Origin of the sequence: Amycolatopsis rubida, from assembly GCF_900115345.1 — a bacterium.
Classification (GTDB): domain Bacteria; phylum Actinomycetota; class Actinomycetes; order Mycobacteriales; family Pseudonocardiaceae; genus Amycolatopsis; species Amycolatopsis rubida.
Map to the genome: position 1 here is coordinate 194,843 of NZ_FOWC01000002.1, position 25,472 is coordinate 220,314.

A 25,472-nucleotide genomic window follows, 5' to 3' on the forward strand; every position below is an offset into this window, starting at 1 on the left:
CGCAGCTTCCAGATGCCCGTGAAGGACTCCTTGAGGGAACCTGAGCCCTTCACGGACCTTCCGCAACGCGCACCGAGCCCGCCACCCCCGCTACCCCGGAGTCCCGCCAGCCAGATTCTGCGTGATCAGGTTGACCATGAAGGCGAACCGGTCATGCCCGGCACCGGACGTCAGCTCCGCCGCGTACCGCCGGGTGTGCGGGAACTTCTCCTCCGGCAGCCCGCTGAACCGCTCCATCAGCTCCTCCTGGCTGAGCACCCACTCGCCGCCGTGCTGCTGCCGTTGCTGGACGAGCGACCGCTCCCAGGCATACGCGGTGACGTAGAGCGTGAGCGAATCCAGCGCCCACGCGGCGGTCTGCGGTTCGATGCCGCCGGCCAGCAGGATCGCGAAAATCCCTTCGCTGACGCGCAGCGTTTCCAGATGCGTCGGGACCATCGCCAGCGCGGCGCGGGAGACACCGGGGTACTTGAGGTACAGGTCGCGGATCTGCCCGTAGACGTCCAGGACCTGCTGCCGCCAGGTCGCCGGGTCCGGTTCGGGCAGGTCGATCTGCGCGCAGAGCCTGCCGACGAGCAGATCGTCGAGGTCCTCTTTGTTGACGATGTGCGCGTACAGCGAAGACGGCCCGGTGCCGAGCACGGCGGTGACCCGGCGGACGGTCAGCGCGTCGTAGCCCTCGGTGGCGACGACCTGCAGTGCGGCGTCGGTGATCCGGTCGACCGTGATGGGTTCTTTCCGCGGTTTCGGCGCGCCCTCGGCGCCGGCGGACGCGTGCCGGGCGGCACGGCGCTCTCGGGGGGCAGCGGGCATGTCGTCACTATAGCTTGACACGAACTTAGTTCGTCATTTAGAACTTAGTTCGTGACTACTGAACTTAGTTCGCCAAGGCACGTCGAGCCACTTCCGCCGGTCCAGGCGTGGCTCGTGCTGGCGGTCGTCGTGATCGCCGATCTGATGGACCTCATCGACACCAGCGTCGCGGCTCTCGCGGGCCCCTCGATCCGCGCCGACCTCGGCGGCGGGCCGATGACCCTGCAGTGGGTGCTGTCGGCCTACACCGCGGCGTTCGCGCTCGGTCTCGTGACCTCCGGCCGCCTCGGCGACCTGCTCGGCAGGCGCAGGCTGTTCCTGCTCGGCATGACCGGCTTCACCCTCGCGTCGCTGGCCTGCGGCCTCGCCCCCGGCCCCGGGTTCCTGATCGGAGCCCGCGTGTTCCAGGGCCTGTTCGGCGCGGCGATGATCCCGCAGGGCATCGCGCTGGTGAAGGTCGTCTTCCCGCCTGAGCGGCTGCGCGAAGCCCTGATGCCGTTCGGCCCGATCATGGGCCTCGCCACCGTCGCCGGACCGATCCTCGCCGGATGGCTGCTGCACCTGAACCTGTTCGGCAGCGAATGGCGCTCGATTTTCCTGATCAACGTCCCGTTCGGCGTCCTCGCCGGGCTGCTCGCCCTGCGTGTGCTGCCGCGGCACAGCGGCGAGGACCGCAGCGCCCGTCTCGACCTGCGCGGCGTCGGCCTGCTCACCGCCGCGTCAGCGCTGCTCATCGTCCCGCTCATCCAAGGCCGCGAACTCGGCTGGCCCGTCTGGACGTACGTGCTGATGGCCGCCGGCGTGGTCGCGTTCGTCCTCTTCGCCAGGTCTGAACGCCGCAGCAGCCACCCGGTCATCGCGCCGTCCCTGTTCGCCAAGCGCGGCTTCGTGTTCGGCCTGCTGATCACCGGCGGGTTCTACGCCTCCCTCAGCGGATTCGTGCTCGTCGTGAACCTGCTGCTGCAATCCGGTCTCGGCTGGACGCCGCTGCGGTCCGGGTTCGCCCTTCTCCCCTGGGCCGCCGGCACCGCGATCGCGACCCTGCTGTCCGGCGCGGTACTCGCCGCGAGACTCGGCCGCGCGTCCCTCCGCTTAGGACTGGTCATCGCGGTTGCCGGATTGCTGGCCCTGTGGTGGTCGATCGCGCACTGGGGTGCCGCCAGCACTAGCTGGCAGCTCGCCCCCGCCCTCTTCGTCACCGGTGCCGGTTCCGGGCTGTTGTTCATTCCGCTCTTCGATTTCATTCTCGGCGACGCGACCCCCGAAGAAGCCGGCAGCGGGTCCGGAATGCTCAACGCCGCCCAGCAATTCGCCGGAGCCATTGGCGTCGCCGCACTCGGCACAGTGTTCTTCGCCCGCGTCGGACCTGCTGCCACGCCGTCCTGGATCCCTGCCGCCGAACTGGTTTTCGGCCTCTGCGCCGGTCTCTGCCTCGTAGCGCTGGCCCTCGTCGGATTCCTCCCGAAACACACCGCCCACTGAAACGAGGGACGCAGTGTCGAAAACCGCTCTGATTCGCCGTCGCCCGGCTTCTGTCCGAGCAGGACTACCACGTCATTCTCACCGCTCGGGCCGAATCCCTTGCCGCGCAACTCCCGAACGCCACGGCGTCGCGGCTCGATCTTTCCACCATGACCGCCACCCGGCTATGTGGCCGAAACCTTCGGCCGCCTCGACGCGTTGATCAACAATGCCGGCTACGTCGTCGATTTCGCCACGCTGTCCGCGCTCGACGTCGAGCTGCCCGCCGTCCAGTCCGCATTGGACATTGACGTACTCGGCCCGTGGCAGTCGACGCAGCTGTTGCTTCCTTCGCTGAAAGCCGCTCCGGCGCATTCCTTCGCCAAGCACACGCTGACTGGCGTGCTCGCCCCGGCACTGCGGAACACGCCGATCCTCGTCAACGCCGTCGATCCGGGAGAAACCGCCACGCACCCCGAACGCGGTGACGAGGACATCGCCCGCCCGGCACGCGAAACCGCCCGCGGCGCGGTGTGGGCCGCGACGCTGCCGACCGGCGGCCTCTTCCGGGACAGCGAACTAGTGCTGTCTCTGCTGCCCGGCACGGAAAACACCGCGGGCCCGGACCGTGACCGGTCCGAGCCCGCGGCGGGAAAACCCTTAGTGCGCCAGGATCAGTGACCCAGGTGCAGGCTGTCCAGGTGCACGTTGCCCGCGTGCGACTCAAGGCCGCCCGCCACGTCGTGCAGGTGGTTCTGAACCTCGTTGAGCACCGGCGCGGCGTGCGAGGCGTCCGGCAGGTCGCCGGTCGTCGCGTGCTGGGTACCGGTCTCGACGGCGTCCTGGACGGTGCTCGTGACGTGCTGAGCAGCCGCGCTGACGACCGGCGCGTGCGCGGTCGCGCCCTCGATCGCGTGGGTCAGCGAACCCGCGTTCGGGGCGGCAGGCAGCGCCGGAGCGTGCGGCAGTTCGCCGACACCCGGGACCTGCGGGAGCTCGCCCGCACCCGGCACCTGCGGGAGCGAACCGACACCCGGGACCTGCGGGAGCGCACCGACGCCCGGAACCTGCGGGAGTTCGCCCGCACCCGGCACCGCCGGGAGAGCCGGAACGGCCGGGAGACCCGGAACCGCGCTGGTGGCGTGGTCCAGCGTGCCGGACAGGTCGCCCGCCTGGGTCAGGTCGCCGGTCGCCTGGGTCAGGTCGGCGCGGAGGTCGTCGCCGTGGACGCCGACCGGGGTCGAGCCGATCGCCTCGTTGACGGTGCCCAGCAGGTCCGAGCCGCCCTGGCGGACGTCCTCGACGATCCCGCTGACCGGGCCGCCGACGACCGGAAGCTTGCCGGACTCGGACACGACGGCCTTCCAGGTCAGCGCGTCGCCGAGGTGGTTGGTGGTCGCGTCCACCGCGGAGCCGACGAGCTTGCCGTCGAAGACGTGCTCGCCCACCGCGTTGACGGTGTTCTGGGTGTCGATCGCGGCGGCGTCGACGATCGGGCCGACGACCGGGACCGAGTGGGTCGCCGCGGCGACGTGGTCCAGCACGCCGGAGACCGCGCCCAGCGCACCGTGGGTGACGGTGTTCAGGCCGGTCGCGTCCGCGACGTTGCTGACCCCCTCGAAGACCGGGCTGAGGTTCGGCAGGGCGCCGGCGAGACCGCCGAGGCCCTCGCCCGCCTGGTGCGCCACCGGCTCGGCAGCGGCGTTCACCTGGTCGAAGGCACGGCCGAGGTCAGCGGACGGGATGCTCGGCGCGGCGGGCAAGCCCGGCACGGCCGGGACGCCCGGCACCGCGGGGACCGCCGGGACGGCGGGCAGCGGGGCGCTGTCCATGACCAGCGGCATGATGTCCTGGACGTCCGAGGGGTTCAGCTCGCCCAGACCGGCGCCGTTCAGCACCCCCTGCGGGTCGGCCTTGTACTCCGCCAGCGACTGCGGGTCGTTCAGCAGGTTCAGCGCGAATTCATGCAGAGTCTGCACCGGGCCCATAGTTCGTATTCTCCTGTGGTGACAACGGATCGGGGTGGGGTGTCCGAGAAACGGACGAGCCGGCCCCAGAGCCGGCTCCTTTTCCGAACATAGGACTCCGCCGGATGCCCGCCATCGGGGGGTCACCCGGGTTAGCCGGGGCACCCACTAGGGACTTCACCGCTCCCCCGATTAGGGGCATTAGGGGATTCGGCTCGTCCGCGCTGGTCACAGGGCCGCCGTCGAGCCACCCCGCCGGGCGCCGCCCAACCCACCGTTCGGGGGACGGACGCGGGTCGCCGGGAGAGGTTCGCCAGGACCACCCATTGGTGTGACACCTACAAGGCTTTTCGCGCCGAGCCGGGCGCGGCGGGAGGCCGGGACGGCAGGACGGCAGGGGACCGGGAAGCCGGGACGGCAGGACGGCAGCGGGCCCGGACGGCAGGAGGCCGCGAAGCCGGGACGGCAGCAGGCAGCAGGCCCGGACCACAGGACGCCGCGAAGCCGGGACGGCAGCAGGCAGCAGGCCCGGACCACAGGACGCCGCGAAGCCGGGACGGCAGCAGGCAGCAGGCAGCAGGCCCGAACGGCAAGAGGCCCGGAGGGCGGAAAGCCGGGAGGCGGGCTTCCTGCTGCCGCCGGGCGGGTAGCTGGGCGATCCCGGTCCAGTGACCACAGCCGGGCTCGTGAGTGGCGATGCCGGTGCGACCAGGCGCAAGCGCTTACGACAAACCCGCGCCGCCGGTATCCAGCGCGCAGGTTCTCGTGGGTGGCAATGCCGGTGCGAACCGGCATTGCCACTCACGAGGCCCCGGCAGCAGCCGCGCGAACCAGCCGGACCGCCCTGTCGCGGCTGCCGCCTCAGGCAGTGGCGACCCGCACCGAGTCCGGCGTTTCCAGCTCCCGCAGCAGTTCCTCCTGCCGCCGCCGGTAGGAGGCCACGTTCGCCAGCTTGATCTCCTCGTACCCGCGCACCGAATCCGGCAGCGCGGCCAGTTCGACCAGCCGGGTGTCGCCCCGGTCGGTCGCTTCGAGCGCACGGGTCAGCGCCTGCCGGTACTCCCCGATCAGCGCCCGCTCGACCCGCCGGACCTCCGCGCGGCCGAACGGGTCCAGCTTCGTCCCGCGAAGCTTGCGCATCGCCCGCAGCGCCGCGAACGCGGGCCGGAAACCGCGGCCGCCGAGGCTGATCTTGCGGTTCATGCCCAGCGCGCGCAGCACCGGCGGGTGCAGCCGGTGCGCGAACCGCGTGCCGGCGCCGAACTGGGCTTCTATTTCCGCGGTCAGCTGCGGGTCCAGCGACAGCCGCGCCACCTCGTACTCGTCCTTGTAGGCCATGAGCTTGTAGAGGTTTCGTGCGACCGCCTCGGTCACCGAAGCACTGGCGCGGGTCCGGACCCGCTCGACGAACTCCGCGTACTCCCGCGCGTAGCGCTCGTCCTGGTAGGCGATCAGGTCCGGGACGCGCAGGTCGAGCACCCGGGCGAGTTCGCCGTCGGCCCGGACCACAGCGCGCACGCGGCGGACCGCTTCCGCGTCGGCCGCGGCCGGGGCCGGGGCCTCCGCCGACGGGGAGAGTTCCGCGTTGAGCACGTCCGGGTCGGCGACCAGCTGCCTGCCGCGCCGGAACGCCTGGAGGTTCGTCTCCACCGCGGTCCCGTTGATCCTGATGGCCTGTTCCAGGCTTTCCGCGGTGACCGCCAGCGAGCCGGTCTGGTACGCCGCGCCGAGCTGGAGGATGTTGGCGAACTGGTCGTCGCCGAAGATCTGCTCGGCGAGGCCGCGCGCGTCGAGGTAGTGCCCGGCCGCGGTCGCGTCGCCGAGTGCGCCGCGGATGCTCGACTGGTCCGGGTAGGAAACTTCCTTGTCCACCACCATGCGCCCGGTCGGAACCTCCGAAGTGGACACCACGGCGACCGTCCGCTCGGCGTCGGCCACGCCGAGGTACGCCGGGTCCGCGGCGACCAGCGCGTCGCAGGCGAGGTAGAGGTCGCACTCCCCGTTGGCGAGTTTCGGGGCCTGCTCGACCGCGCCGGTGGAGATCTTCACGTCCGAGACGACCGCGCCGCCCTTTTGCGCGAGGCCGGTCTGGTCGAGGGTGCGCACCTGTTTGCCGTCGAGAACCCCGGCGACCCCGAGGATTTGCGCGACGGTGACCACTCCGGTGCCGCCGATGCCGGTGATCCGCACGGCGACGTCGGACCGGGTTTTCGCCGGATCCGGCAGGACGTCCGCGCTGATCGGGGCGAGCTGCCGCCGCTTGACCTCGCCGGTCGGGACGACGGTCAGGAACGACGGGCAGTCGCCGTCGAGGCACGAGTAGTCGACGTTGCACGAAGCCTGGTGGATCTGGGTTTTACGGCCGAACTCCGTCTCGACCGGTTGCACCGAAAGGCAATTCGACTTCACGCCGCAGTCGCCGCAGCCTTCGCAGACGCGTTCGTTGATGAACACCTTGCGCGCAGGCGTTTCCTGTTTGCCCCGACGGCGCTTGCGCCGCTTCTCCGCCGCGCACTCCTGCTCGTGAATCAACACCGTGACCCCGCGATGCGCCGCCAGTTCTTCTTGCGTACGAAGAAGTTCCGACCGATCGCGCACCTCGACCCCGCGCGGCAGCTTGCGTTTCCGCAGCCGCCGCGGAGCGTCCGACGTGATGACGACCTTCGCCGCGCCCTCGGTCAGCAGCAGCGCAGCCACCTTCTCCACGGACAGCCCGCCGACAGCGTCCTGACCGCCGGTCATCGCGACCGCGGAGTTGTAAAGCAGCTTGTAGGTGATGTCGACGCCCGCCGCGACCGCCGCGCGCACGGCGAGGCTGCCCGAGTGCATGAACGTGCCGTCGCCGATGTTCTGCATCAGGTGCGGTGTCTCGACGAACGGGGCCATGCCGATCCACTGCGCGCCCTCGCCGCCCATCTGGGTCAGCCCGACGACCTCGCCGACCTGCTCCGGTTCCATGAACAAAGCCATGGTGTGGCAACCGATTCCGGCACCGACGAGCGTGCCGTCCGGGACCTTGGTGGACGAGTTGTGCGGGCAGCCGGAGCAGAAGTACGGCGTGCGAGCCAGCAGCGGCACCGCAATCCGCTCGCGACGACGCCGTTGTTTCCACGCCGCAACCGGTTCCGCGTCCGGCAGACGCTTGGCCAGGCCGCTCGCGATGCGGTCCGGGTCCAGTTCGCCGAGTTCGGTGAACAGCACCTGGCCGCGCGGATCGGACTTGCCGTACACGCGCGGCGCGCCGGTGCGGCCGTAGAGGATCTCCTTGATCGCCGGTTCGACCAGCGCCCGCTTTTCCTCGACCACCAGGATTTCGTCCAAGCCCTCGGCGAATTCCTTGATGATGCCCGGTTCGACCGGGTACACGACGCCGAGCTTCAGCAGCCGGATGCCGTAACGGGACAGCTCCGATTCGTCGAGGCCGAGCATCCGCAGCGCCTGCCTGAGGTCCAAATAGGACTTCCCGGCGGTGACGATGCCGACCCGGTCGTCCGGTCCGGATCGGACGATCCGGTTGATTCCGCTGGCCCGCACGTATTCCATCGCGAGCGGCAGCCGCACGCGGTGCAGGCTGTGTTCGAGCGTGATCAGCTCCGGCCCGAGCAGGCGGCTGTTCGGCTGGTGCTTGTACGCGCCCTCGGGCATCTCCGGCGCGGTCCATTCCGAATCGACCAGCGCGGTGCCGCCGGAATCGGCGACGTTCGCGACGATCTTCATCGAGGACCACAGCCCGCTCGCGCGAGAAAGTTCGACGGCGTGCCTGCCGTGCTCCAGCACGTCCTGCGAGTCGGCCGGGAAGAACACCGGCATCGCGAGGTCGGCGAGCGCGTGCTCGGACGCACACGGGATGGTCGAGGATTTCGCATTGGGGTCGTCGCCGACCAGCGCGACCGCACCCCCGCGCGGATCGGTGCCGGCGAGGTTCGCGTGCCGCAGCGCATCGGTGGCGCGGTCGAGGCCAGGGGCCTTGCCGTACCACATGCCGACCACGCCGTCCGGACGCATCGTGCCTGCTCGGGCGGCCAGCTGGCTGCCCATGACCGCCGTCGCGCCGAGTTCCTCGTTCACGCCCGGCTTGTGCACGATGTTGTGCTCGGCCAGCAATCCCGACCGGCGCGCCAGCTCCAGGTCGAACCCGCCGAGCGGCGAACCCTGGTACCCGGACACGAAGGCCGCCGAATCGGCGCCGTTCCGGCGGTCCAGCCGGATCCGGTCGAGCAGGACGCGCACCAGCGCCTGCACCCCGGTCAGGTAGACAGTGCCCGCTTCGCGCACGTACCGGTCTTCCAACGTGAAGGCGTTCATCCGCACTTCCCTTCCGCACGCCATCAAGCCCACGGGCACCCGCCGCTGGGACGTGAGCCACCTCACCCCACGCCTGAGCCCGGCGCAACGTGCCCGGCCACTGTAGTGGCAAGGACGCAACGGATGACGCGCGAGAGGGCCGATCAGGCAGATCCGTTGCGTACGATGCCGCTCATGGCCGAAGAACTGCTGGACGCGACCGACCACGAGATCATCGCGTTGCTCCGCGAGGACGCCCGGCGCACGTTCTCGGACATCGCCGGGCGGGTGTCGCTCTCCACCGCGGCGGTGAAGCGGCGCGTCGACCGGCTCCGGGAAAAGGGCGTGATCACCGGCTTCACCGTGCAGGTCGACCACGCGAAACTCGGCTGGGGCATCGAGGCGTTCGCCCAGCTGAGATTTTTCGGCAGCACGAACGTCGCCGAGATCGTCGAGACCACCACGCGGATCCCGGAGGCGCAGGCGGTGTTCACCATCGCAGGCGACCCGGACGCGGTCGTGTGGCTGCGCAGCCGTGACATGGCGCACCTGCAAGCCACGATCGACGAACTGCGGCGCAGCCACCGGATCACCAGCACGCGCACCCTGATCGTGCTCGACTCGTGGGTGCGCGGCGAGGACCGGCCGGAGTGACCTTCGGGCAGTGCTGCGGCGATCCGGCTGCCGCTCGGGCATCTTCGAGGTGACGTCGAAAGAGAGCCCGGGGTCTGGTGCTGGAGGGCACGATCGCGGCGGCCCCTATCTGGCCGCTGACGGCGCACTGTCCAGTCGCCGGACGGCTGTCCCGCACTCAGCATCAGCGGCGAGCGGCTCGGGTCCGCCACTGACAGAAATCCAGCCGCCGGACTGTCCTCTTTCGTCGTGGACTATCCGGCCGAGGCGGCTGCCTGATCCTGTTCCTGCACGAACCGCTTCGCGGAGTGGTCAGCGCTTGCCGATCGGTGCCGTCGGCAGCACCGTGCGGCCGAAAGTGGCGTTGGTGACGACGGCGAACGAGCCGTACCAAGCGACCACCGCGGTGGCGAGTCCGAGCCAGCCGCCGATCTTGCCCGCGCCTTCCGCACCGCCCAATTCCCCGATTGTGAGGAAAAGGAAGGTCAGGAACAACAGGACGAACACTCCGATCAGGACGGCGTTCGTGCGCAGCGACGCGATCATCATGTAGCCGGTGAAAATGGTGAACACCAACAGGAACATCCCGGTCGCGGTCGCCGCGTCGGCGGGCGGGATCTTCGCCGCGAACTGCCAGACGTAGAAAGCGAAAGCCAGCCAGAACGCGCCGTAGGTGCCGAACGCGGTCGCGCCGAAGGTGTTGTTCTTGCGGAACTCCCACATCCCGGCCAGCAGCTGGGCCAGTCCGCCGTAGAAGAGGGCCAGTGGCAGGACTACCGGTTCGACGGCCTGGGGGACGAGTCCGGCGTTGACGGCGCTCAGGACGAACGTGGTGGCGGCGAAACCGGCCAGGCCGAGCGGTCCCGGATCGGCGATGCCAGTGGCGGTTGAGGCCGGGCGAGCAGCGGTCTCACTCATCGGATCCTCGATTCTGCTTTGCGGCAGGATCTTCACATCTGACACCTGGCGCAACAGACTTGTCCACTGTCCATAACGTCCCTCTTTCGAGTGGCTATGAGGGAATGCCTCTTGGCGAATCGGCGAATAGGGTTTGTTTCGGGCGTTCTGTCTTTTATCGCGCATTCTTCGTGAATTCGACCGTCCAATGTGGATATCTCCGGGCGGCCTGGCGGTGGCCGCAGGCGCCACTGGGGGTGCGTGACCGAGTAGTGTCACCGGGTGACAGAAGCACCCGCGGGAGGGGGAGGCATGCCTGCTGATCCGGTCGGCGAGTCCGGCGAGGTGCGACCTCGGCGGGGCCGCCCTCGGGGGACCAGCGCGCGGCAGCTGGAGGAGATCGCGCTGCGGCTGTTCACTGAGCAGGGGTTTCACGAGACGACGGTGGATCAGATCGCGGCCGCGGCCGGGGTGAGCAGGCGGACGTTCTTCCGGTACTACGACGCCAAGTCGGATGTGCTGTGGAACGAGTTCGACTCCGAGGTGGACACGATCCGGGAGTCGCTAGCCGAGGCTCCGGAGGATGTGCCCGTGCTGGAGGCGGTGCGCCGGGCAGTGCTGGCGGCCAATCATTATCGCGCTGAGGATGTGCCTGAGCTGCGGATGCGGATGAATCTGCTCAGCACGGTCGCGGAGCTGGCGGCTAGTGCTACTCGGCATTATGACGCTTGGGAGCGGGCGGTGATCGGGTTCGTGGCTCGGCGGACGGGGCAGGCCGAGGATTCGCTGTATCCGCTGGCGGTGGGGCGGGCGGTCCTTGCCACCTGCCGGGCGGCTTATGAGCGGTGGTCCGCTCGGGCGGATGCTGATTTGACGTTGTATCTGGATGCCGGGTTGCGGGCGTTGGCGGCTGGGTTCGCCGATGAGGTGCTGGTCGGGGAGCCTGGGCCGGATTAGGGTTCGGCTTCCTCGCCTGGCGGCGACATTGCGCCCCTGGTTGCGGTGGGCACCCCGAAGCTGATGGTGCTGACGGGAAGCTTCGTATCGGGGTGCCGGGGAGTGTGGGTGCATGGCGGGTTGGGTGCACCGGCTGCGGTTTCGCGAGCTGGGCTAGCGCCCCAGGCGGCGGGCGGGGCGTGCAGGCAACGGTCGTGAGGGGAACCCTCAGGGAATCAGGGTCGGTGAGGGTGGCCCTCACAAACGGTCTAACAGCGCGGCTAGTGCGGCGGGGGCGGCCGCGGCGCCGCTTAGTGGTTGCCAGCGGGCACCTGATTCGCGCGCGAAGCGTTCGGCTTCCTCGCAGTCCTCGGCTGGCGCCAGGATCAACAGTTCTTCGCACGCGCGGGCTGCGGGCAGCGGGTCCTGGTCATCTGTGGCTCGGCAGTCCGACAACAATAGAACCGTTTTCCTCGCTGCGCGTGAGGAAGCCAGTTGCTCATTCGCCTTCCGTAAGGCTGCCGCCAATGCGGTGACTCCGTGCCCTCGCAACGACAACACCGATTCCACCACCGCGGCCTTCGACCGGGAGGATCTCAGCGGGCGGATCACCTCCGCGTTCCGGGCGAAAGACACCACCGCGTGTTCCACTGGGGCCCGCCACGAACAAGCCGCCGCGGTGAGGGCGGCTGCGGCCAGTCGGGCACCGGTCATTGAGCCGCTGGTATCGATTACCAGGCATAGCGCCAATTCTGGTCGTGCCCAGCGGCGGGACACCAGGTCGTCCAGTGCTGGGACCCTGCCGACCGCGGCCGCGTCCACCAGTGCGGGCAAGGACCGGTCCAGGTCGAGTTCGCCGCCTCGGTCGGCCCGGTCGTGGCGTAGTTTTCCCACGCCCCGGCCCCGCGCGACGCCGCGTCTTGCGACGTCGATCATTAATCTGCGGGCCAGCCCTCGCGCCGCTGCGCGCAGGGACTCGTCGGTGGCTTTGCTCATTTCGACCAGCAGCGCCATTGCTTCGTCTGCGTCGTCGCGGAAGACCGCGTTGAACGCCTCCTCGTCCAATACGCCGACCTCGGGCGAGATTTCCGCGAAACGGCCGTTGCGGGAGAGTTCGGAGCGTGGGGTGGTGCTGCTCCGCGCTGAGCCTGGCCGGGGTGGGCGTTGCTGCTGCGGTGGGCCCGCCGGTGGCGGGCTCAGGCTTCCCCCGGCGGGTCACCGCCCTCGGAATCCGGCGGAGGGGATTCCTCGCCGAAAACCGCGATGTACAGCTCGTCGATCACCGATTCCGCGGTGCGTCCGCTGGATTCGTGCAGGCCGATTCGGCCGGACAACGCGGCCAGCGCGGCGTCGTGGCCGATTCGCCAATCCGTGGTCGAGGCGTCGCGGATGCGGGCCAGGGAAACTGCCAGTCGTACGACGTCGATCGCGCCGCGCACTGACGAACCGACTCGGACATCGGCGTGGTCGCGCGTGCGGCGTACCAGGTCTACGACTTGGTCGCGCCATCCGGCGGGGACCGCCGGGCCGCGGCGGGCGACGATGTCGCTTTCTTCGTCTTGGGTTTGGTAGCCCATCACGATTCGGCAGACCCGGTCGTAAATAGCCGACGAGATTCGGGCCGTGCCGACGGCGTCGAACGGGTTCATCGCGGCTACCAGACGGAATCCGTCCGCCGCGCGCACTCGGCCCAGGCGGGGCACGTGCAGTTCGGCTTCGGACATGACGGTGATCAGGACGTTGAGTGTCTCCTCCGGGATCCGGTTGATCTCTTCGACGTACAGCAGGCCGCCGGTGCGCAGTGCCTCGATGAGCGGACCGTCCACAAAGGTCTCGGGCACATAGCCTTCGGCCAGTACTCGCGAAGGGTCGAACTGTCCGACCAAGCGGGCGGGCGTGAGCTCGGCGTTGCCTTCGACGAACACGAACGGTGAGCCGCCTGCTTCCGCGACGGCGCGCAGCAGGGTGGTTTTGCCGGTGCCGGGCGGGCCTTCGAGCACGACGTGTGCGCCGCAATCGAGGCCGGCCAGCAGGAGTTCGATTTCGCGCCTGCGGCCGACCACGTCCGCGGTCAGGAGGGGAACCGCGGACTGCGGACCGGAAACCGGCCCGCAGTCCGCGGACAAAGCCGTCACGGTGCGTCGTGGACCAGCACGCCGCGCACGTTCCGGCCCTCCAGCAGATCGTCGTACCCCTGGTTGACCTCGTCCAGGGTGTACGTGCGGGTGATGATCTCGTCCAGCTTCAGGTCCCCGCTCTGGTACAGCCCGAGGATCTTCGGGATGTCCGTGGTCGGGTTGCAGTCGCCGAACAGGCTGCCCTTCACCGTCTTCTTGAACAGCGTCAGGATCGAGCCGGGGAGGTTGACGTTGTTCACCGACAGTTTGTTCAGCCCGGTCAGCACGATCGTGCCGCCCTTGCCGGTGGCGTTGAACGCGCCGGTCACGATCTCCTCGGTGACGATGCCCGCGGTGACGATCGTCTTGTCCGCGCCGTTGCCGTTGGTGAACGACTGCGCCAGCTCAGCCGCTTCCTCCGGTGTCGCGACCGCGTGCGTCGCGCCGAGTTCCATCGCCTTTTCGCGCTTGTTCTCCAGCGGGTCCAGCGCGATCACGTTCTTCGCGCCGGCGTAGCGCGCGCCCTGCACCGCGTTGATGCCGATGCCGCCGACGCCGGACACGACCACCGTCTCGCCCGGGCGTACGTTGGCCGCGTTGACCGCCGAACCCCATCCGGTCGGGACGCCGCAGCCGACGAGTACCGCCTTGTCGAGCGGAAGATCGTCGTCGACCTTCACGACCGAGTTCTGGTGAATGGTCGAGTACTGGCTGAACGTGCCGAGCATGCACATCGCGCCGTACTCCTTGACCGGGCCCGGGCCGCTGAACGGGAACCGCTCGCCCGGCAGGTAGCCCTCCAGGATCGTGGCGCCCATGTCGCAGATCGCCTGCTGCCCGGTGGAACACCATCGGCACGTGCCGCAGTTCGGGATGAACGAGCACACCACGTGGTCGCCCGGCTTGACCCGGGTGACGCCGACCCCGACGTCCTCGATGATTCCCGCCCCCTCGTGGCCGAGCACCATCGGCAGCCGGGCCTCCAGGTCGCCGTGCGCGATGTGCACGTCGGAGTGGCACAGTCCGGCGTGCGTGTAGCGGATCAGCACCTCGCCCGGGCCCGGGCCTTCGAGATCGAGTTCGACCACCTCGATCGGCTTGCCCACCTCGTAGACGACCGCTGCTTTCGTCTTCATCCGGAACTCCTTTGTTCGAGCGGGCGGATCACAGCGCGATGTTCACGGACTTGGTCTGCGTGTAGAGGTCGAGCGCGGCCGCGCCCAGTTCCCGGCCCCAGCCGGACTGCTTGTAGCCGCCGAACGGCATCGCCGTGTCGAAGCCGTTGTACTGGTTGACCCACACCGAGCCTGCCTTCAGTTCCTTCGCAGTACGGTGCGCCTTCGCGACGTCGCGTGTCCAGACCCCGGCAGCCAGTCCGTACTCGCTGTTGTTGGCCGCGGCGGCCACGCCCTGTTCGGCGTTGAACGGCATGGCCGCCACGACCGGGCCGAAGATTTCTTCCCGGACGATGCTGAATTCCGGTTTCACGTCAACGAAAACGGTCGGCTCGATGAAGTATCCGGTGTCGCCCCAGCGTTTTCCGCCGGTGAGCGCGCGGGCGCCGTCGGCGAGCCCTTCGCCGAGGTAGCGCGAAACACGGTCGAACTGCTCCTGGGAAACCATCGGTCCCAGCTGGGTTTCCGGGTCGAGTCCCGGCCCGATCTTCACCTGGCTCGCCGCCTGCGCGACCGCCTGAGTGAACTCCTCGAAGATCGTGTCCTCGACATACAGCCGCGTTCCGGCGACGCAGCACTGGCCGTGGTTGAACATCCACGCGTTGACCGAACCGGGCACCGCGAGGTCGAGATCGGCGTCGGCGAACACCACGTTCGGGCTCTTCCCGCCCAGCTCCAGGGAAACCTTTTTCAGGTTCCCGCTCGCCGCCTGGACGATCTTCTTGCCCACCTCGGTCGAGCCGGTGAAGGCGACCTTGTCGACGCCGTCGTGCGCGGCCAGCGCGGCACCGGCGTCGCCGAAACCGGTGACGATGTTGACCACGCCGGGCGGGAATCCGGCTTCCTCGAACAGCTTGCCCAGCAGCAGCGCGGTCAGCGGCGTCTGCTCGGCGGGCTTGAGCACCACGGTGTTGCCCGCGGCGAGCGCCGGCGCGATCTTCCACGCCGCCATCAGCAGCGGGAAGTTCCACGGGATGATCTGCCCGCACACGCCGACCGGCTCGCGCAGCGTGTAGGCGTGGAACTGCGCGTCCGGCGCGAACGGCATCGACACGTTCACCGTGCTGCCTTCGATCTTGGTCGCCCAGCCCGCGTAGTAGCGGAAGACGTCGGCGGCCCAGTTCGTGTCGACCGCCGTCGCGATCGCCGCGGACTTGCCGTTGTCGAGCGCTTCCAGCTGGCCGAAGATCTCCGCCCGCTCGGACAGCAGATCGCCGATGCGCCAGATCAGCCGTTCGCGCTCGTTCGGCTTCATCGCCGCCCACGGGCCTTCGTCGAACGCCTTGCGCGCGGCGGCGACGGCGCGGTTGACGTCCTCGGCCTCGCCGTGGGAGACCTCGGCGATCTTCTCCCCGTTCGCCGGGTCGTAGGTCGGGAACGTGCGGCCCGACGCGGCCGGGACCCAGTGCCCGCCGATGAGCAGTTCGAGCGGGCCGGACACGAACTCCCGGACCTCGGTGTGCAGGGGGAATTCCACCGTTGCGGTCACCTGACGCCTCCTCACTTCGTTGTGACGGAGGTCATCGTCACCCGGCGGACCGGGGGCGAAGTGTTACAGAAGTGGACAGTCGTCGGTCACGCCCAGCGCCTGCATGCGGCGGTAGAGCGTGGTGCGGCTGATGCCGAGTTCGCGGGCCGCGCGCAGCTTGTTGCCTTCGCTGGCGCGCAACGCCGTGACGATCGCGTTCCGTTCGGCGAGTTCGCGGCCGCCGAGCTGCCTCGTGCGCGAGCTGCCGCGATACGCGGGCGGCAGCTGGGCGAGGTCGATCACCCCCGTGTACGGAAGGCGCGACACTTCGCGCATCACCGCGCGCAGTTCGTGCAGGTTGCCCGGCCACGGATGCGTCCGCAGCGCGGCCAGCGCGGTACCGGTGAAATGCGGTTTCCGGTCCGGATACTCGTCGCGGAGCATCGCCACGGCGATCGCGGGCAGGTCGTCGAGGCGTTCGCGCAGCGGGGCCAGGGTGACGGTTTCCGCACATCTCGCGGCGATCGCCGCGACGGCTGGGGACATTGCGGCCGATGGGACGGAAGTGAGCAGCAACCGGGCCGATTCCGGGCTGTCGAGCGCCTCGCCGACCAACGGGAGCAGGCTCTCCGGGAGCAGGTGAACGTCGTCCAGGACGACGGCGGTGCGCGGCTGCGCGACCAGGTCAGCGAATCTTGCCGCCCAGGCTCGCGGTTCCTCGCGCAGTGCGGCGGCGGAGTGCAGGACGACCGGATCGTCCACGCCGGCCCGCGCGCGGGCTTCGGTGGTGCGGCCGGTGCCGGATTCGCCTGTGATGAGGACCGAGCGTGCGGTTTTTGCCGCTGCGGGGGCCGGTTTCCGGCTGCTGCTCTGGCTCTTCGCGATGCGGAAGACGGCACCGTCTGCCGAACCCTCGACCCGCTCGGCTACGACCGAAAGGCTGATTCCGTCACCCACATCGAGGCGAGTGTCGAATACTCCGCGTTCCGGCACTTGCGGCAGCAACGTGCGCAACAGGGTCGGATCGGCGGGGCGAAGCTGTTCGATACAGGTTTCGTTGGCGAACACCAGATCGCCGCCGAGCACCGCGACCGGCATGCTGCGATGGTGCGTGGCCTGCTGGAACGCCAGGAACAGCCGCCGTTCGCAGGCGCGGGCGCTCTCCAGCACGAGCTGTTCGATGTCGCCGACGACGCGTTTCACCAGCGGCCCGAACAGCGGATTGCCGCTGTCGCTTTCGCCGGTGATGTCGAGGACGCCTTCGATCCGCCCGGTGAGCGGATGCCGGATCGGATGGCCGTAGCAGCTGAACCGCTTCAACGCGTCGGCGTAGTGCTCCTGGCCGTGGATTTCCACCGCCTGGCGAGATTCGTGCGGCGTGCCCAGCGCGTTCGTGCCGACGCGGCCCTCGCTGAGCTGCGAACCGTGCAGCACGCCGAGCTCCTCCAGCCGGTGCTGCATCCCGCGATCGCCGAACCAGCGGAAGACGAGACGGCAGTCGCGGTCGGCGAGCAGGATGGAGAACCGGGTGCCGGTCAGCTGCTCGACGAGCTGGTCCAGCACCGGACGGGCGGCGGTCATCAGCCTGCTGCGCGGATCGACGTCACCGATCGAAATCGCGGCCCGGTCCAGCTCCGGCACCACGCCGAACAGCTGGGACCGGCGCCACGAATCGGCGATCGGCGGCCGCAGGACAGCGGAGCCCTGCGACGGTATCCCTCCGAGCGACACTGCTCCTCCCGACTACCGGACGGCGACGTAGCGGTTCGTGTGACAGTACCTTCGCGGATCGACAAGTTCCAGACGTGCTTCTTTCCGTGACCTGGTCTGTCCTTTGTGGACAATGGTAGGGTCGGGTGCGTGCCGCGCCGTTTTCTGCTGTTTTTCGTCGTGTTGTTCGGCTGGGCCGAATGGGAGCACTGGCGCGCCTCACGCCGCGGGATGGGCGGCCGCCCCGGGACGTCGGGCACCGGCGAGGCGGTGGTCGTGCTCGGTTACCGCAACGGCGGGTCGCGGGCCAATTTCGTCAATCGCTGGCGAGTGCGAGCGGCAGTACGCTCGCAGGCGCCCGGACCGTCGCGACTGGTGCTGTGCGGCGGAGCCGTCGGCGGCGCGGAGACGGAGGCCGCGCTGATGGCACGATACGCGCGGGAGTACGGCTGCCGCGGGCCGCTCGTGCTCGAAACCGAGAGCCGGTCGACGTGGGAGAACGTGCTCCACGCGGTGCCGTTGATCGAGGACGCGGACCGGATCAAGATCGTCTCGAATTCCTTGCACGCGGAAAAAGCGCGGCATTACCTGCGACGGCACCGGCCGGACTTGGCGGAGCGGCTGGTGCCCGCGCGCGACTACCGGTTCGGGGAGTGGCTGGCGCTGAAGCCGGTGCTGGCGGTGATGGGGAAACGGAACCTGCGGCGGCTGCGGAGGTAAGCCGGGGGTGCCTGGCGGTGCGCCTGGGGTTGCGGAGCCGCTAGCACCGAGAACTGGCGGACGCGGGTCGAAGGCGTCTCGCGGCGCGTTGACATCGCGAGCGTGCGTGGACGGGCGTTTTGCCGTGCACTGGCACCGTGAGCGTGCCGTGGACGGGCGTCTTGCGGTGTGTCGGCATCGCGAGCGTGCATCGACGGGCGTCCTGCGCGCGAGCGTGCGTGGACGGGCGTCCTGCGGTGTGTCGGCACCGCGAGCGTGCATCGACGGGCGTCCTGCGGGGCGCTGGCACCGCGAGCGATCACGACCCGGAGAGATCTCGCCACACACCGTGCTCGCGAGCGCTGCGGCCGAGTGCGAGCCGGAGACATCTCGCAGCGCCGGGCATGCCTGCGGCCGAGACATCGCACGCATCGCGAGCACGCGCCTCGGGCCGAAGGCACTTTGCCGCGCAAAGGCATGGCGAGCAGCGCGAGCGAGCCGCAGCCGCAGCACAGACCTCACCCCGTCGGCGGGCACGCGTTCCGGGCTCGTGAGTGGCGATGCCGGCATCGTCACTCACGAGCCCCCGGGCAGGTGCGCGTTGATCTTGGCCACCAACGCTTCCAGCCCGGCCCGCTCGTCCCGGTCTAGCGGGGCGAAGACCATCTCGTCAGCCTCGGCCAGCACCTCGTCGAGCCCCGCGACCAGGTTGCTCCCGGCCGGAGTGGCGTAGACGCGCTTGCGCCCGCCCTCCGTGCGGCGCTCGACCAGACCGCGGCGTTCGAGCCCCTTCAGCAGCAGGGAGACGTTCGCGGGCGTCGTGTGACTCATCTCCGCGACGTCTCGCTGGATGACGCCAGGCCGCCGCTCCAGGTAGCCGAGCACCGTGGCCTGTTCGAAGGTGAGCTCGCGCGTACGGCTCCATTCCTCGATCCGCTTGTGCTGCGCCCAGCGAATCGACCGGAAAAGGTCGCCGGAGGTCGGCCGCGGCTGATTTTTCCCGCAGCCAGTTAAGTACTTAACTGGCCCTTGAGGCTGGACCAGCGGCAGGAAAAGCTCGTCGACGATCGACCGGATCCGAGCGGGCCGCAGCGGCGCGAGATCCAGCAGCAAGTCGTGGCGCACCAGCTGGAACGGCAGTTCGAGCACCGTGCCGGAGAGGTGCGCCAGGTCGATCTCGCCCCGGTCGTGCGCGCGCTGGTAGATCGACCCTTGCGGGAGCAGCCGGTCGCCGATGATCCGGTCGCGGACTTCGCCGGGGGTGGCGGCGGCGCCGAACGACAGCCCGGAGAAAGCCGCGGCGGCCGCCATGGCGAAGAATCCGGCCAGTGCTTCGCTCGTCGAGGTCAGGTACGCGAGCAGATCACCGCGCAAACTTCCGGTGTCCGGGACGGCGATCGGGTTGACGTCGCGGTGCCGCCGCATCGCGGCCAGCACGAGTTCGTCCTTGTTGGCCCACCGCCGATAGAGCACGGCCTCGCTCGTGCGGGCCCGGACGGCGACCGATTCCATGGTCAGCCGCGCGTAACCGGCTTCGACCAGTTCGTCCCATCCGGCGGCCAGCAACGCGGATTCCAGCTGCTCGCCATGCCGGCGGCGGGCGGTTTCAGGGGCCACTCAACTCACAATAGAAAGGTTTGCCTTTCTTAGCAAGTTTCCCTATCCTGGCGATCAGGAGTTCTTCGGAGCCAGGGGGTTGAAATGCCGAACGCAAACCTGTCCGCGCCGGAATTGCCGGTTCTGATCGTCGGTGCGGGCCCGACCGGGCTGACGCTGGCCTGCGAACTCGCCCGGCGCGGCGTCGCGTTCCGGCTGGTCGAAGCGTCCCCCGGCCTCCGCCCGGGCTCGCGCGGCAAGGGGCTGCAGCCGCGCAGCCTAGAGGTGTTCGACGACCTCGGCGTCATCGACCGCATCCTCGCCAACGGCCGGTCGGCGATGCCGATCCTGCTGACCGGCCCCGAAGGCCAGACGAGCGGCAGCCCGACCTACGAGGAACGACCCGATGTTCCTTACCCCGCATCGGTCATCACGCCGCAATGGCGGGTCGAAGAAACCCTCGGCCTGCGGCTGGCCGAACTCGGCGGCACGGTCGAGTTCGGCACCGCGCTCGAAAGTTTCGACCAGTCCGCCGACGCGGTGACGGCAGTGCTGCGCACCGGCGACCAGACCGAAACCGTCCGCGCGGAGTGGCTGGCCGGCTGCGACGGCGGCCGCGGTGTCGTCCGCAAACAAGCCGGAATCGCCTTCGAAGGCGAGACCGACGAACGGATCCGGATGATTGTCGCCGACCTGGCCGTCGACGGCCTCGACCGCGACGCCTGGCACATGTGGCGCTGCGCCGAGGGCTTCGTCAGCCTCTGCCCGCTGCCCTCCACCGACCTGTTCCAGTACCAGGCGCCCATCCTCGGCGAAACCGGCCTCGACCTCGCCACCCTGCAAACGATCTTCGACCGGCGAAGCGGCCGCGCCGACGTCCGCCTGCACGAGCCGGAATGGACGTCCCTGTGGCGCTCCAACACCCGCTTGGCCGACCGATACCGCGAGGGCCGCGTCTTCCTCGCCGGCGACGCCGCGCACGTGCACTCCCCCGCCGGCGGCCAGGGCATGAACACCGGCATCCAGGACGCGCACAACCTGGGCTGGAAACTCGCCGCCGGGGTACCGGAGCTGCTGGACACCTACGAGTCCGAACGCCGCCCGGTCGCCGCCGGCGTGCTGCGGCTGTCGACCGCGCGGCTGGCCGAAGCCGCCGAGCAGAAGAGCATCCCGATTCGCAGCGACCGGGACACGACCCAGCTCAGCGTCAACTACCGCGGCTCCGCACTGGCCCGCGACGACCGCAGCGAGTCCGCGCAGCTCCGAGCAGGCGACCGCGCCCCCGACGCCCCCGGCCTCACCACCGCCACCGGCAACTGCCGCCTGTTCGACCTCACCCGCGGCGGCCGCTTCACGCTGCTGAACTTCGGTCCCCGATTCGACTCCCCGGTCCGCACCTTCCACGTCGTTCCCGAGCCCGCCGCCGACGACGAGATCGCCGATTCCGCCGGCCATCTGGCCCGCGCGTACTCCCCGGCCGACCGCACCCTGGTCCTGCTCCGCCCCGACGGCTACGTCGGGCTGATCTCCGACGCGGGCGACTTCTCCGCCGTCAAGGAGTACCTGCTCTAGCCTCTTCCCATGTCCGCCCCCGACGAACTGGCCGCCACGCTGTACGGCGCGGTCAGCCTGATCGCCCGCAGGCTGCGCCAAAGCCAGGTCGCGGCCGAACTGTCCCTGCCGGAACGCTCAGCCCTGTCCCGCCTCGACCGCGACGGCCCGGCCACCACCGCCGCGCTGGCCCGCGCCGAGCAAATCACCCCGCAAGCGATGAGCACGACCATCAGCGGCCTGTCCGTCCGCGGCTTCGTCACCCGCGACGCCGACCCCGCCGACGGACGGCAGATGATCGTCTCGCTGACCCCCGAGGGCAGCGAGGTGCTGCGGGCCCGCCGCGATGCCCGGATGCGCCAGTTCGCGGCTTCGCTCAGCTCGGGGTTTTCGCCGGAGGAGCTGGCGGTGCTGAAGGAGGCGGCACCGTTGCTGGAGCGGTTGGGGCAGACGTTCTGAACCGCTGTCCGTCCACTGTGGAACTCGGATGCGCATCCTCCGCTTCCTGGTATCCTGGCCGACGGACAGCAGACTCGATCAAGAGGACTCCTATCGTGGCAGGTGAAGACGACATCTCCGGGTGAGCCCGGGGCACGGGCCGTCACGGCACCGGCCCCTCGCTGATCCCTCGCGCGGTCCCAGGCCGCGCGTGGAGGTTCCCGTGCTGGTCAGGCGATGTACGCCCCCGGACCCACGGGCTGCGAGGCACTCTCGATCGAAGGCGGGCGCGCCGATCGGGTGAAGCCCAGGCACAAGCCGGGCAGCGGATCGCGAACGGCCCCACCTCAGTCGTCCACACCACCACCAGCGGGGACACCGCCCTGCCGATCCACCGCGAGGCCGCACCATGTCCGATCTTCGTATCGTCCTGTCCGGGATCTCCTTCTCCTGGCCCGACGACACCCTCGTCTTCGACCAGCTCTCCGCCACCTTCCCGGCAGGCCGCACCGGGCTCGTCGCGCCCAACGGGGCCGGGAAGTCCACTCTCCTGAAGCTCATCGCCGGGCAGCTCACACCGGCCGCGGGCAGCGTCACCGCCGACGGGGTGCTCGGGTATCTCCCGCAGGACCTGCCGCTCACCGCGGATCGCACGGTCGCTGAGGTGCTGGGCATCGACGCGATCCTCAAGGCCATCACGGCCGTCGAGGGAGGCGACGCGGCCGAGGAGCACTTCACCGCCATCGGCGCGGACTGGGACATCGAGGACCGCACCCGGGCGCAGCTGGACCGGCTCGGGCTTGGCGATCTCGCCCTCGACCGGCTGCTCGGCACGCTCAGCGGCGGACAGGTCGTCTCGCTCGGCCTCGCCGCGCAACTGCTGCGCAGCCCGGACGTCCTGCTGCTCGACGAACCCACCAACAACCTCGATCACGCCGCCCGCCAGCAGCTTTACGACCTGCTTTCCGACTGGTCCGGCTGCCTGCTCGTGGTGAGCCACGACCGTGCGCTGCTCGACCGGATGGACCGGATCGCCGAGCTCGGCGCGGACGAAATCCGGTTCTACGGCGGCAATTTCACTGAATACGAACAAGCCGTGCGGGCCGAACGCGAGGTCGCGGAAAAGAACATCCGCAACGCCGAGCACGAGGTCAAACGCGAGAAGCGCGAAATGCAGCAAGCCCGGGAACGCGCGGACAAACGGGCGAGCAACGCGAAGCGCACTCTGTCCAGCGCTGGTCTGCCGAAGATTTTCGCGGGCACGATGAAGCGCAACGCGCAGGAGTCCGCGGCGAAGGCGGACGGTACGCATTCGGCGCGGGTCAGTGCGGCGAAGGCCAAGCTCGACCAGGCCGAACGGTCGTTGCGGGAGGATCAGAAGATCAGTCTGGAGCTGCCGAAAACGGCGGTTCCGGCTGGGCGGACGTTGTTTGACGGCAAGCATCTCCGAGTGCGCGGGCTGTTCGCGGGCGAGGGTGCGGACCTGTCTGTCCGGGGTCCGGAAAGAATTGCGCTTACCGGGCCGAACGGCGCGGGCAAGTCGACGTTGCTGCGGCTGACGCACGGCGGCCTCGCCCCGGACGCGGGCGAGATCAGCCGGGTGGACGGGCGCATTGCGTATCTGTCGCAGCGGCTTGATTTGCTGGATGCCGAACGGACAGTCGCGGAGAATCTCGCTGACGCCGCGCCGGAAATGCTGCCCGCGGACCGGATGAATCTGTTGGCACGCTTCCTGTTCCGCGGCGCGCGGGCGCATCTGCCGGTCGGGGTGCTGTCCGGCGGGGAACGGCTGCGCGCGACGCTCGCGTGCGTCCTGTTCGCCGAGCCCGCCCCGCAGCTGCTGCTGCTCGACGAACCGACGAACAACCTCGACCTGGTCAGCGCCGGCCAGCTGGAAAGCGCGCTCAACGCCTACCAGGGCGCGTTCGTGGTGGTCAGCCACGACGAGCGGTTCCTGGCCGAGATCGGCGTCGACCGCTGGCTGCGGCTGGAGAACGGGCAGCTCCGGGAAACGGCCGGGAGCACGGAATGACCGTCCTGCGCGCGCACGAGATCGTGCGGGTGCTCGGGGAACGGCGCGTGCTCGACGGAGTGTCGGTCACCGCCGCCCCCGGCCGCCGGATCGGGGTGATCGGCGAGAACGGCACCGGGAAAACGACGCTGTTGCGAGTGCTCGCGGGGGTGGACGCGCCGGATCGCGGCGAGGTCGAGCGGCCGCCGGATCTTGGCTTCCTGCACCAGGAGATGCCGTTCGATCCGGCCGAGACGGTCGCCGGCGTCCTCGATCAAGCCCTCGCCGCGGCCCGCGAAGCGCTGGCCGAGCTCGATCGGGTCGCGGCGCTGCTCGCCGAGGCGCCCGAAGAGGCCGCGCTCCTGACCGAGTACGCCGAATTGCTCGACCTGGCACAACAACACGAGGCGTGGGACGCGGACCGGCGCGCGGAGATCGTGCTCACCGGGCTCGGGCTCGCCGAGATCGAGCGGGAGCGCACGCTCGGCTCGCTTTCCGGTGGTCAGCGCGGCCGGCTCGCGCTGGCGGACCTGCTGGTACGCCGTCCGTCTGCGGTGCTGCTCGACGAACCCACCAACCACCTCGACGCCGAAGCCGCCGCGTTCCTCGAAGCGCAACTGCGCGAACTGCCCGGCGCCGTGGTGTTCGCCAGTCACGACCGGGCGTTCCTCGACGCGGCGTGCACCGACATCCTCGACCTCGACCCGGCTCCGGACGGCCCGGTACGCCACGGCGGCACCTACACCGAGTACCTCAGCTGGAAACGCGCCGAACGCGAGCGCTGGGAACGGCAGTACCTTGAGGAGCAGGAAGAACTGGAGGAACTGCGCGACGCGCTCGGCGTCACCACGCATCGGGTCGCGCCCGGCCGGCTCGCGCCGGACAACGAGAAAATGGGCCTCGGCCGCAGGTCCGGCCGGGTGCAGAACCAGATCTCGCGCCGGGCCCGGGCCACCGCTCGACGGCTGGACGAGCGGGAACGCGCCCAGCTTCCCGCGCCACCGCCGCCGCTGCGGTTCCGCCCGCGAGCACTGGCGGTCGAAAACCCGCGGGAAACCCTTGCCACGCTGGACAATGTGCGCCTTCCGGAGAGGCTTTCCCTGGACCGCCTGGAGATCCGGCCGAACACCCGGCTGCTGGTCACCGGCCCGAACGGCGCGGGCAAGTCAACGCTGCTTCTCCTCCTCTCCGGAGAACTCGACGCGGCGGGCGTCACCCGCCACCCTGGCACAACCACCGGAATCCTCAGCCAGGACACCGCTTTCGTCCGGCCACAACGGACCGCGCGCGCCACCTACCTCGCGAAGCTGGGTCCAGAACGCGTCGCGGCGGTACCGCTGAACTCGTTGGGGCTGCTGACAAATCGCGAAGCTTCCCGACCGGTCGGCGAACTGTCCGTCGGACAACGCCGCCGCCTCGCGCTCGCACTGCTCATCGCCGACCCGCCGCACCTGCTGCTGCTCGACGAGCCGACCAACCACCTTTCCCCCACCCTGTGCGACGAACTGGAGGACGCCCTCGGCGCCAGCCCGGGCGCGATCGTGGCCGCCACGCACGACCGGCGGCTGCGCGAAAACTGGACCGGGCAAGTCCTCCACATCGGACCCGGCCACCGTGCTACTCCATGCGAGTGATCCGCGCCGGGCGGATGTCCGGCGGAAGGCTCCGGCAACGACCACCCCCGCGGAACATCCGCCGCGAAGGGAACGATCGATG

Annotated in this window: 19 protein-coding genes; 9 read left to right on the top strand and 10 right to left on the bottom strand. The window is 69.6% G+C overall.

Annotated elements, in window-relative coordinates; genetic code table 11:
* Positions 1–90 precede the first annotated feature (90 nt).
* Entirely contained in the window at positions 91–813 is a 723-nt protein-coding gene (locus BM362_RS09875; RefSeq protein ID WP_093572901.1) for a TetR/AcrR family transcriptional regulator, read from the bottom strand.
* Between the two features lie 51 nt (positions 814–864).
* On the opposite strand from BM362_RS09875, the gene BM362_RS09880 reads away from it, so the two are divergent.
* On the top strand, positions 865–2,295 hold the full coding sequence (locus BM362_RS09880; RefSeq protein ID WP_244287101.1) for an MFS transporter: 1,431 nt from the start codon (positions 865–867) through the stop codon (positions 2,293–2,295).
* Positions 2,296–2,463: 168 nt separating this feature from the next.
* Positions 2,464–2,955, top strand: a complete 492-nt coding sequence (locus tag BM362_RS09885; protein WP_208865157.1) for a Rossmann-fold NAD(P)-binding domain-containing protein — start codon at positions 2,464–2,466, stop codon at positions 2,953–2,955.
* Here BM362_RS09885 and BM362_RS09890 read toward each other — a convergent pair.
* Entirely contained in the window at positions 2,949–4,262 is a 1,314-nt protein-coding gene (locus BM362_RS09890; RefSeq protein ID WP_208865158.1) for an IniB N-terminal domain-containing protein, read from the bottom strand. The genes BM362_RS09885 and BM362_RS09890 overlap by 7 nt on opposite strands.
* Positions 4,263–5,102: 840 nt before the next feature.
* Complete coding sequence (locus BM362_RS09895) at positions 5,103–8,546, bottom strand: indolepyruvate ferredoxin oxidoreductase family protein (RefSeq protein WP_093572903.1); 3,444 nt, start codon at positions 8,544–8,546, stop codon at positions 5,103–5,105.
* A gap of 174 nt (positions 8,547–8,720) precedes the next feature.
* On the opposite strand from BM362_RS09895, the gene BM362_RS09900 reads away from it, so the two are divergent.
* Entirely contained in the window at positions 8,721–9,179 is a 459-nt protein-coding gene (locus tag BM362_RS09900) for an Lrp/AsnC family transcriptional regulator (RefSeq protein ID WP_043836493.1), read from the top strand.
* A gap of 291 nt (positions 9,180–9,470) precedes the next feature.
* Here BM362_RS09900 and BM362_RS09905 read toward each other — a convergent pair whose 3' ends face one another.
* Positions 9,471–10,076, bottom strand: coding sequence for an acetate uptake transporter (locus BM362_RS09905; RefSeq protein WP_093573395.1), 606 nt, complete (start codon positions 10,074–10,076; stop codon positions 9,471–9,473).
* A 291-nt stretch (positions 10,077–10,367) separates the two neighbouring features.
* Between BM362_RS09905 and mftR the strand changes: the two genes are divergently transcribed.
* Positions 10,368–11,012: a mycofactocin system transcriptional regulator gene (gene mftR, locus BM362_RS09910; RefSeq protein ID WP_067580642.1), complete on the top strand. Its 645-nt coding sequence runs from the start codon at positions 10,368–10,370 to the stop codon at positions 11,010–11,012.
* 237 nt (positions 11,013–11,249) lie between these two features.
* Here the strand turns inward: mftR and BM362_RS09915 are convergent, their stop codons facing one another.
* From BM362_RS09915 to BM362_RS09935, 5 genes are all read right to left on the bottom strand, one after another.
* Positions 11,250–12,056: a vWA domain-containing protein gene (locus BM362_RS09915; RefSeq protein ID WP_093572904.1), complete on the bottom strand. Its 807-nt coding sequence runs from the start codon at positions 12,054–12,056 to the stop codon at positions 11,250–11,252.
* A gap of 131 nt (positions 12,057–12,187) precedes the next feature.
* Complete coding sequence (locus tag BM362_RS09920; RefSeq protein ID WP_067580640.1) at positions 12,188–13,126, bottom strand: AAA family ATPase; 939 nt, start codon at positions 13,124–13,126, stop codon at positions 12,188–12,190.
* Positions 13,123–14,244 (bottom strand): NDMA-dependent alcohol dehydrogenase, encoded by a 1,122-nt coding sequence (locus BM362_RS09925; protein WP_067580637.1) that lies wholly within the window; start codon positions 14,242–14,244, stop codon positions 13,123–13,125. The genes BM362_RS09920 and BM362_RS09925 overlap by 4 nt, the downstream gene beginning before the upstream one ends.
* A gap of 28 nt (positions 14,245–14,272) precedes the next feature.
* Complete coding sequence (locus BM362_RS09930) at positions 14,273–15,772, bottom strand: aldehyde dehydrogenase family protein (RefSeq protein ID WP_093572905.1); 1,500 nt, start codon at positions 15,770–15,772, stop codon at positions 14,273–14,275.
* Positions 15,773–15,835: 63 nt separating this feature from the next.
* Positions 15,836–17,482, bottom strand: a complete 1,647-nt coding sequence (locus tag BM362_RS09935) for a sigma-54-dependent Fis family transcriptional regulator (protein ID WP_093572906.1) — start codon at positions 17,480–17,482, stop codon at positions 15,836–15,838.
* Positions 17,483–17,611: 129 nt separating this feature from the next.
* Between BM362_RS09935 and BM362_RS09940 the strand changes: the two genes are divergently transcribed.
* Positions 17,612–18,181 (top strand): YdcF family protein, encoded by a 570-nt coding sequence (locus tag BM362_RS09940; protein ID WP_232791621.1) that lies wholly within the window; start codon positions 17,612–17,614, stop codon positions 18,179–18,181.
* A 555-nt stretch (positions 18,182–18,736) separates the two neighbouring features.
* Here the strand turns inward: BM362_RS09940 and BM362_RS48150 are convergent.
* Entirely contained in the window at positions 18,737–19,777 is a 1,041-nt protein-coding gene (locus BM362_RS48150; RefSeq protein ID WP_208865159.1) for a TetR/AcrR family transcriptional regulator C-terminal ligand-binding domain-containing protein, read from the bottom strand.
* 84 nt (positions 19,778–19,861) lie between these two features.
* Here BM362_RS48150 and BM362_RS09950 point away from each other — a divergent pair, with 84 nt between their 5' ends.
* From BM362_RS09950 to BM362_RS09965, 4 genes are all read left to right on the top strand, one after another.
* On the top strand, positions 19,862–21,328 hold the full coding sequence (locus tag BM362_RS09950) for an FAD-dependent oxidoreductase (RefSeq protein ID WP_093572907.1): 1,467 nt from the start codon (positions 19,862–19,864) through the stop codon (positions 21,326–21,328).
* 9 nt (positions 21,329–21,337) lie between these two features.
* Entirely contained in the window at positions 21,338–21,766 is a 429-nt protein-coding gene (locus tag BM362_RS09955; RefSeq protein ID WP_067580624.1) for a MarR family winged helix-turn-helix transcriptional regulator, read from the top strand.
* Positions 21,767–22,154: 388 nt separating this feature from the next.
* Positions 22,155–23,777, top strand: a complete 1,623-nt coding sequence (locus tag BM362_RS09960; RefSeq protein WP_093572908.1) for an ABC-F family ATP-binding cassette domain-containing protein — start codon at positions 22,155–22,157, stop codon at positions 23,775–23,777.
* Positions 23,774–25,390 (top strand): ABC-F family ATP-binding cassette domain-containing protein, encoded by a 1,617-nt coding sequence (locus BM362_RS09965; RefSeq protein ID WP_093572909.1) that lies wholly within the window; start codon positions 23,774–23,776, stop codon positions 25,388–25,390. Before BM362_RS09960 ends, BM362_RS09965 begins: the two co-directional genes overlap by 4 nt.
* The last annotated feature ends 82 nt before the right edge of the window (positions 25,391–25,472 follow it).

Coding starts and splice junctions, on each gene's coding strand:
- BM362_RS09960 (WP_093572908.1), top strand. CDS start 22,155: ATGTCCGATCTTCGTATCGTCCTGTCCGGGATCTCCTTCTCCTGGCCC.
- BM362_RS09965 (WP_093572909.1), top strand. CDS start 23,774: ATGACCGTCCTGCGCGCGCACGAGATCGTGCGGGTGCTCGGGGAACGG.
- BM362_RS09925 (WP_067580637.1), bottom strand. CDS start 14,244: ATGAAGACGAAAGCAGCGGTCGTCTACGAGGTGGGCAAGCCGATCGAG.
- BM362_RS09950 (WP_093572907.1), top strand. CDS start 19,862: ATGCCGAACGCAAACCTGTCCGCGCCGGAATTGCCGGTTCTGATCGTC.
- BM362_RS09895 (WP_093572903.1), bottom strand. CDS start 8,546: ATGAACGCCTTCACGTTGGAAGACCGGTACGTGCGCGAAGCGGGCACT.
- BM362_RS09900 (WP_043836493.1), top strand. CDS start 8,721: ATGGCCGAAGAACTGCTGGACGCGACCGACCACGAGATCATCGCGTTG.
- BM362_RS09905 (WP_093573395.1), bottom strand. CDS start 10,076: ATGAGTGAGACCGCTGCTCGCCCGGCCTCAACCGCCACTGGCATCGCC.
- mftR (WP_067580642.1), top strand. CDS start 10,368: ATGCCTGCTGATCCGGTCGGCGAGTCCGGCGAGGTGCGACCTCGGCGG.
- BM362_RS09955 (WP_067580624.1), top strand. CDS start 21,338: ATGTCCGCCCCCGACGAACTGGCCGCCACGCTGTACGGCGCGGTCAGC.
- BM362_RS09875 (WP_093572901.1), bottom strand. CDS start 813: ATGCCCGCTGCCCCCCGAGAGCGCCGTGCCGCCCGGCACGCGTCCGCC.
- BM362_RS09890 (WP_208865158.1), bottom strand. CDS start 4,262: ATGGGCCCGGTGCAGACTCTGCATGAATTCGCGCTGAACCTGCTGAAC.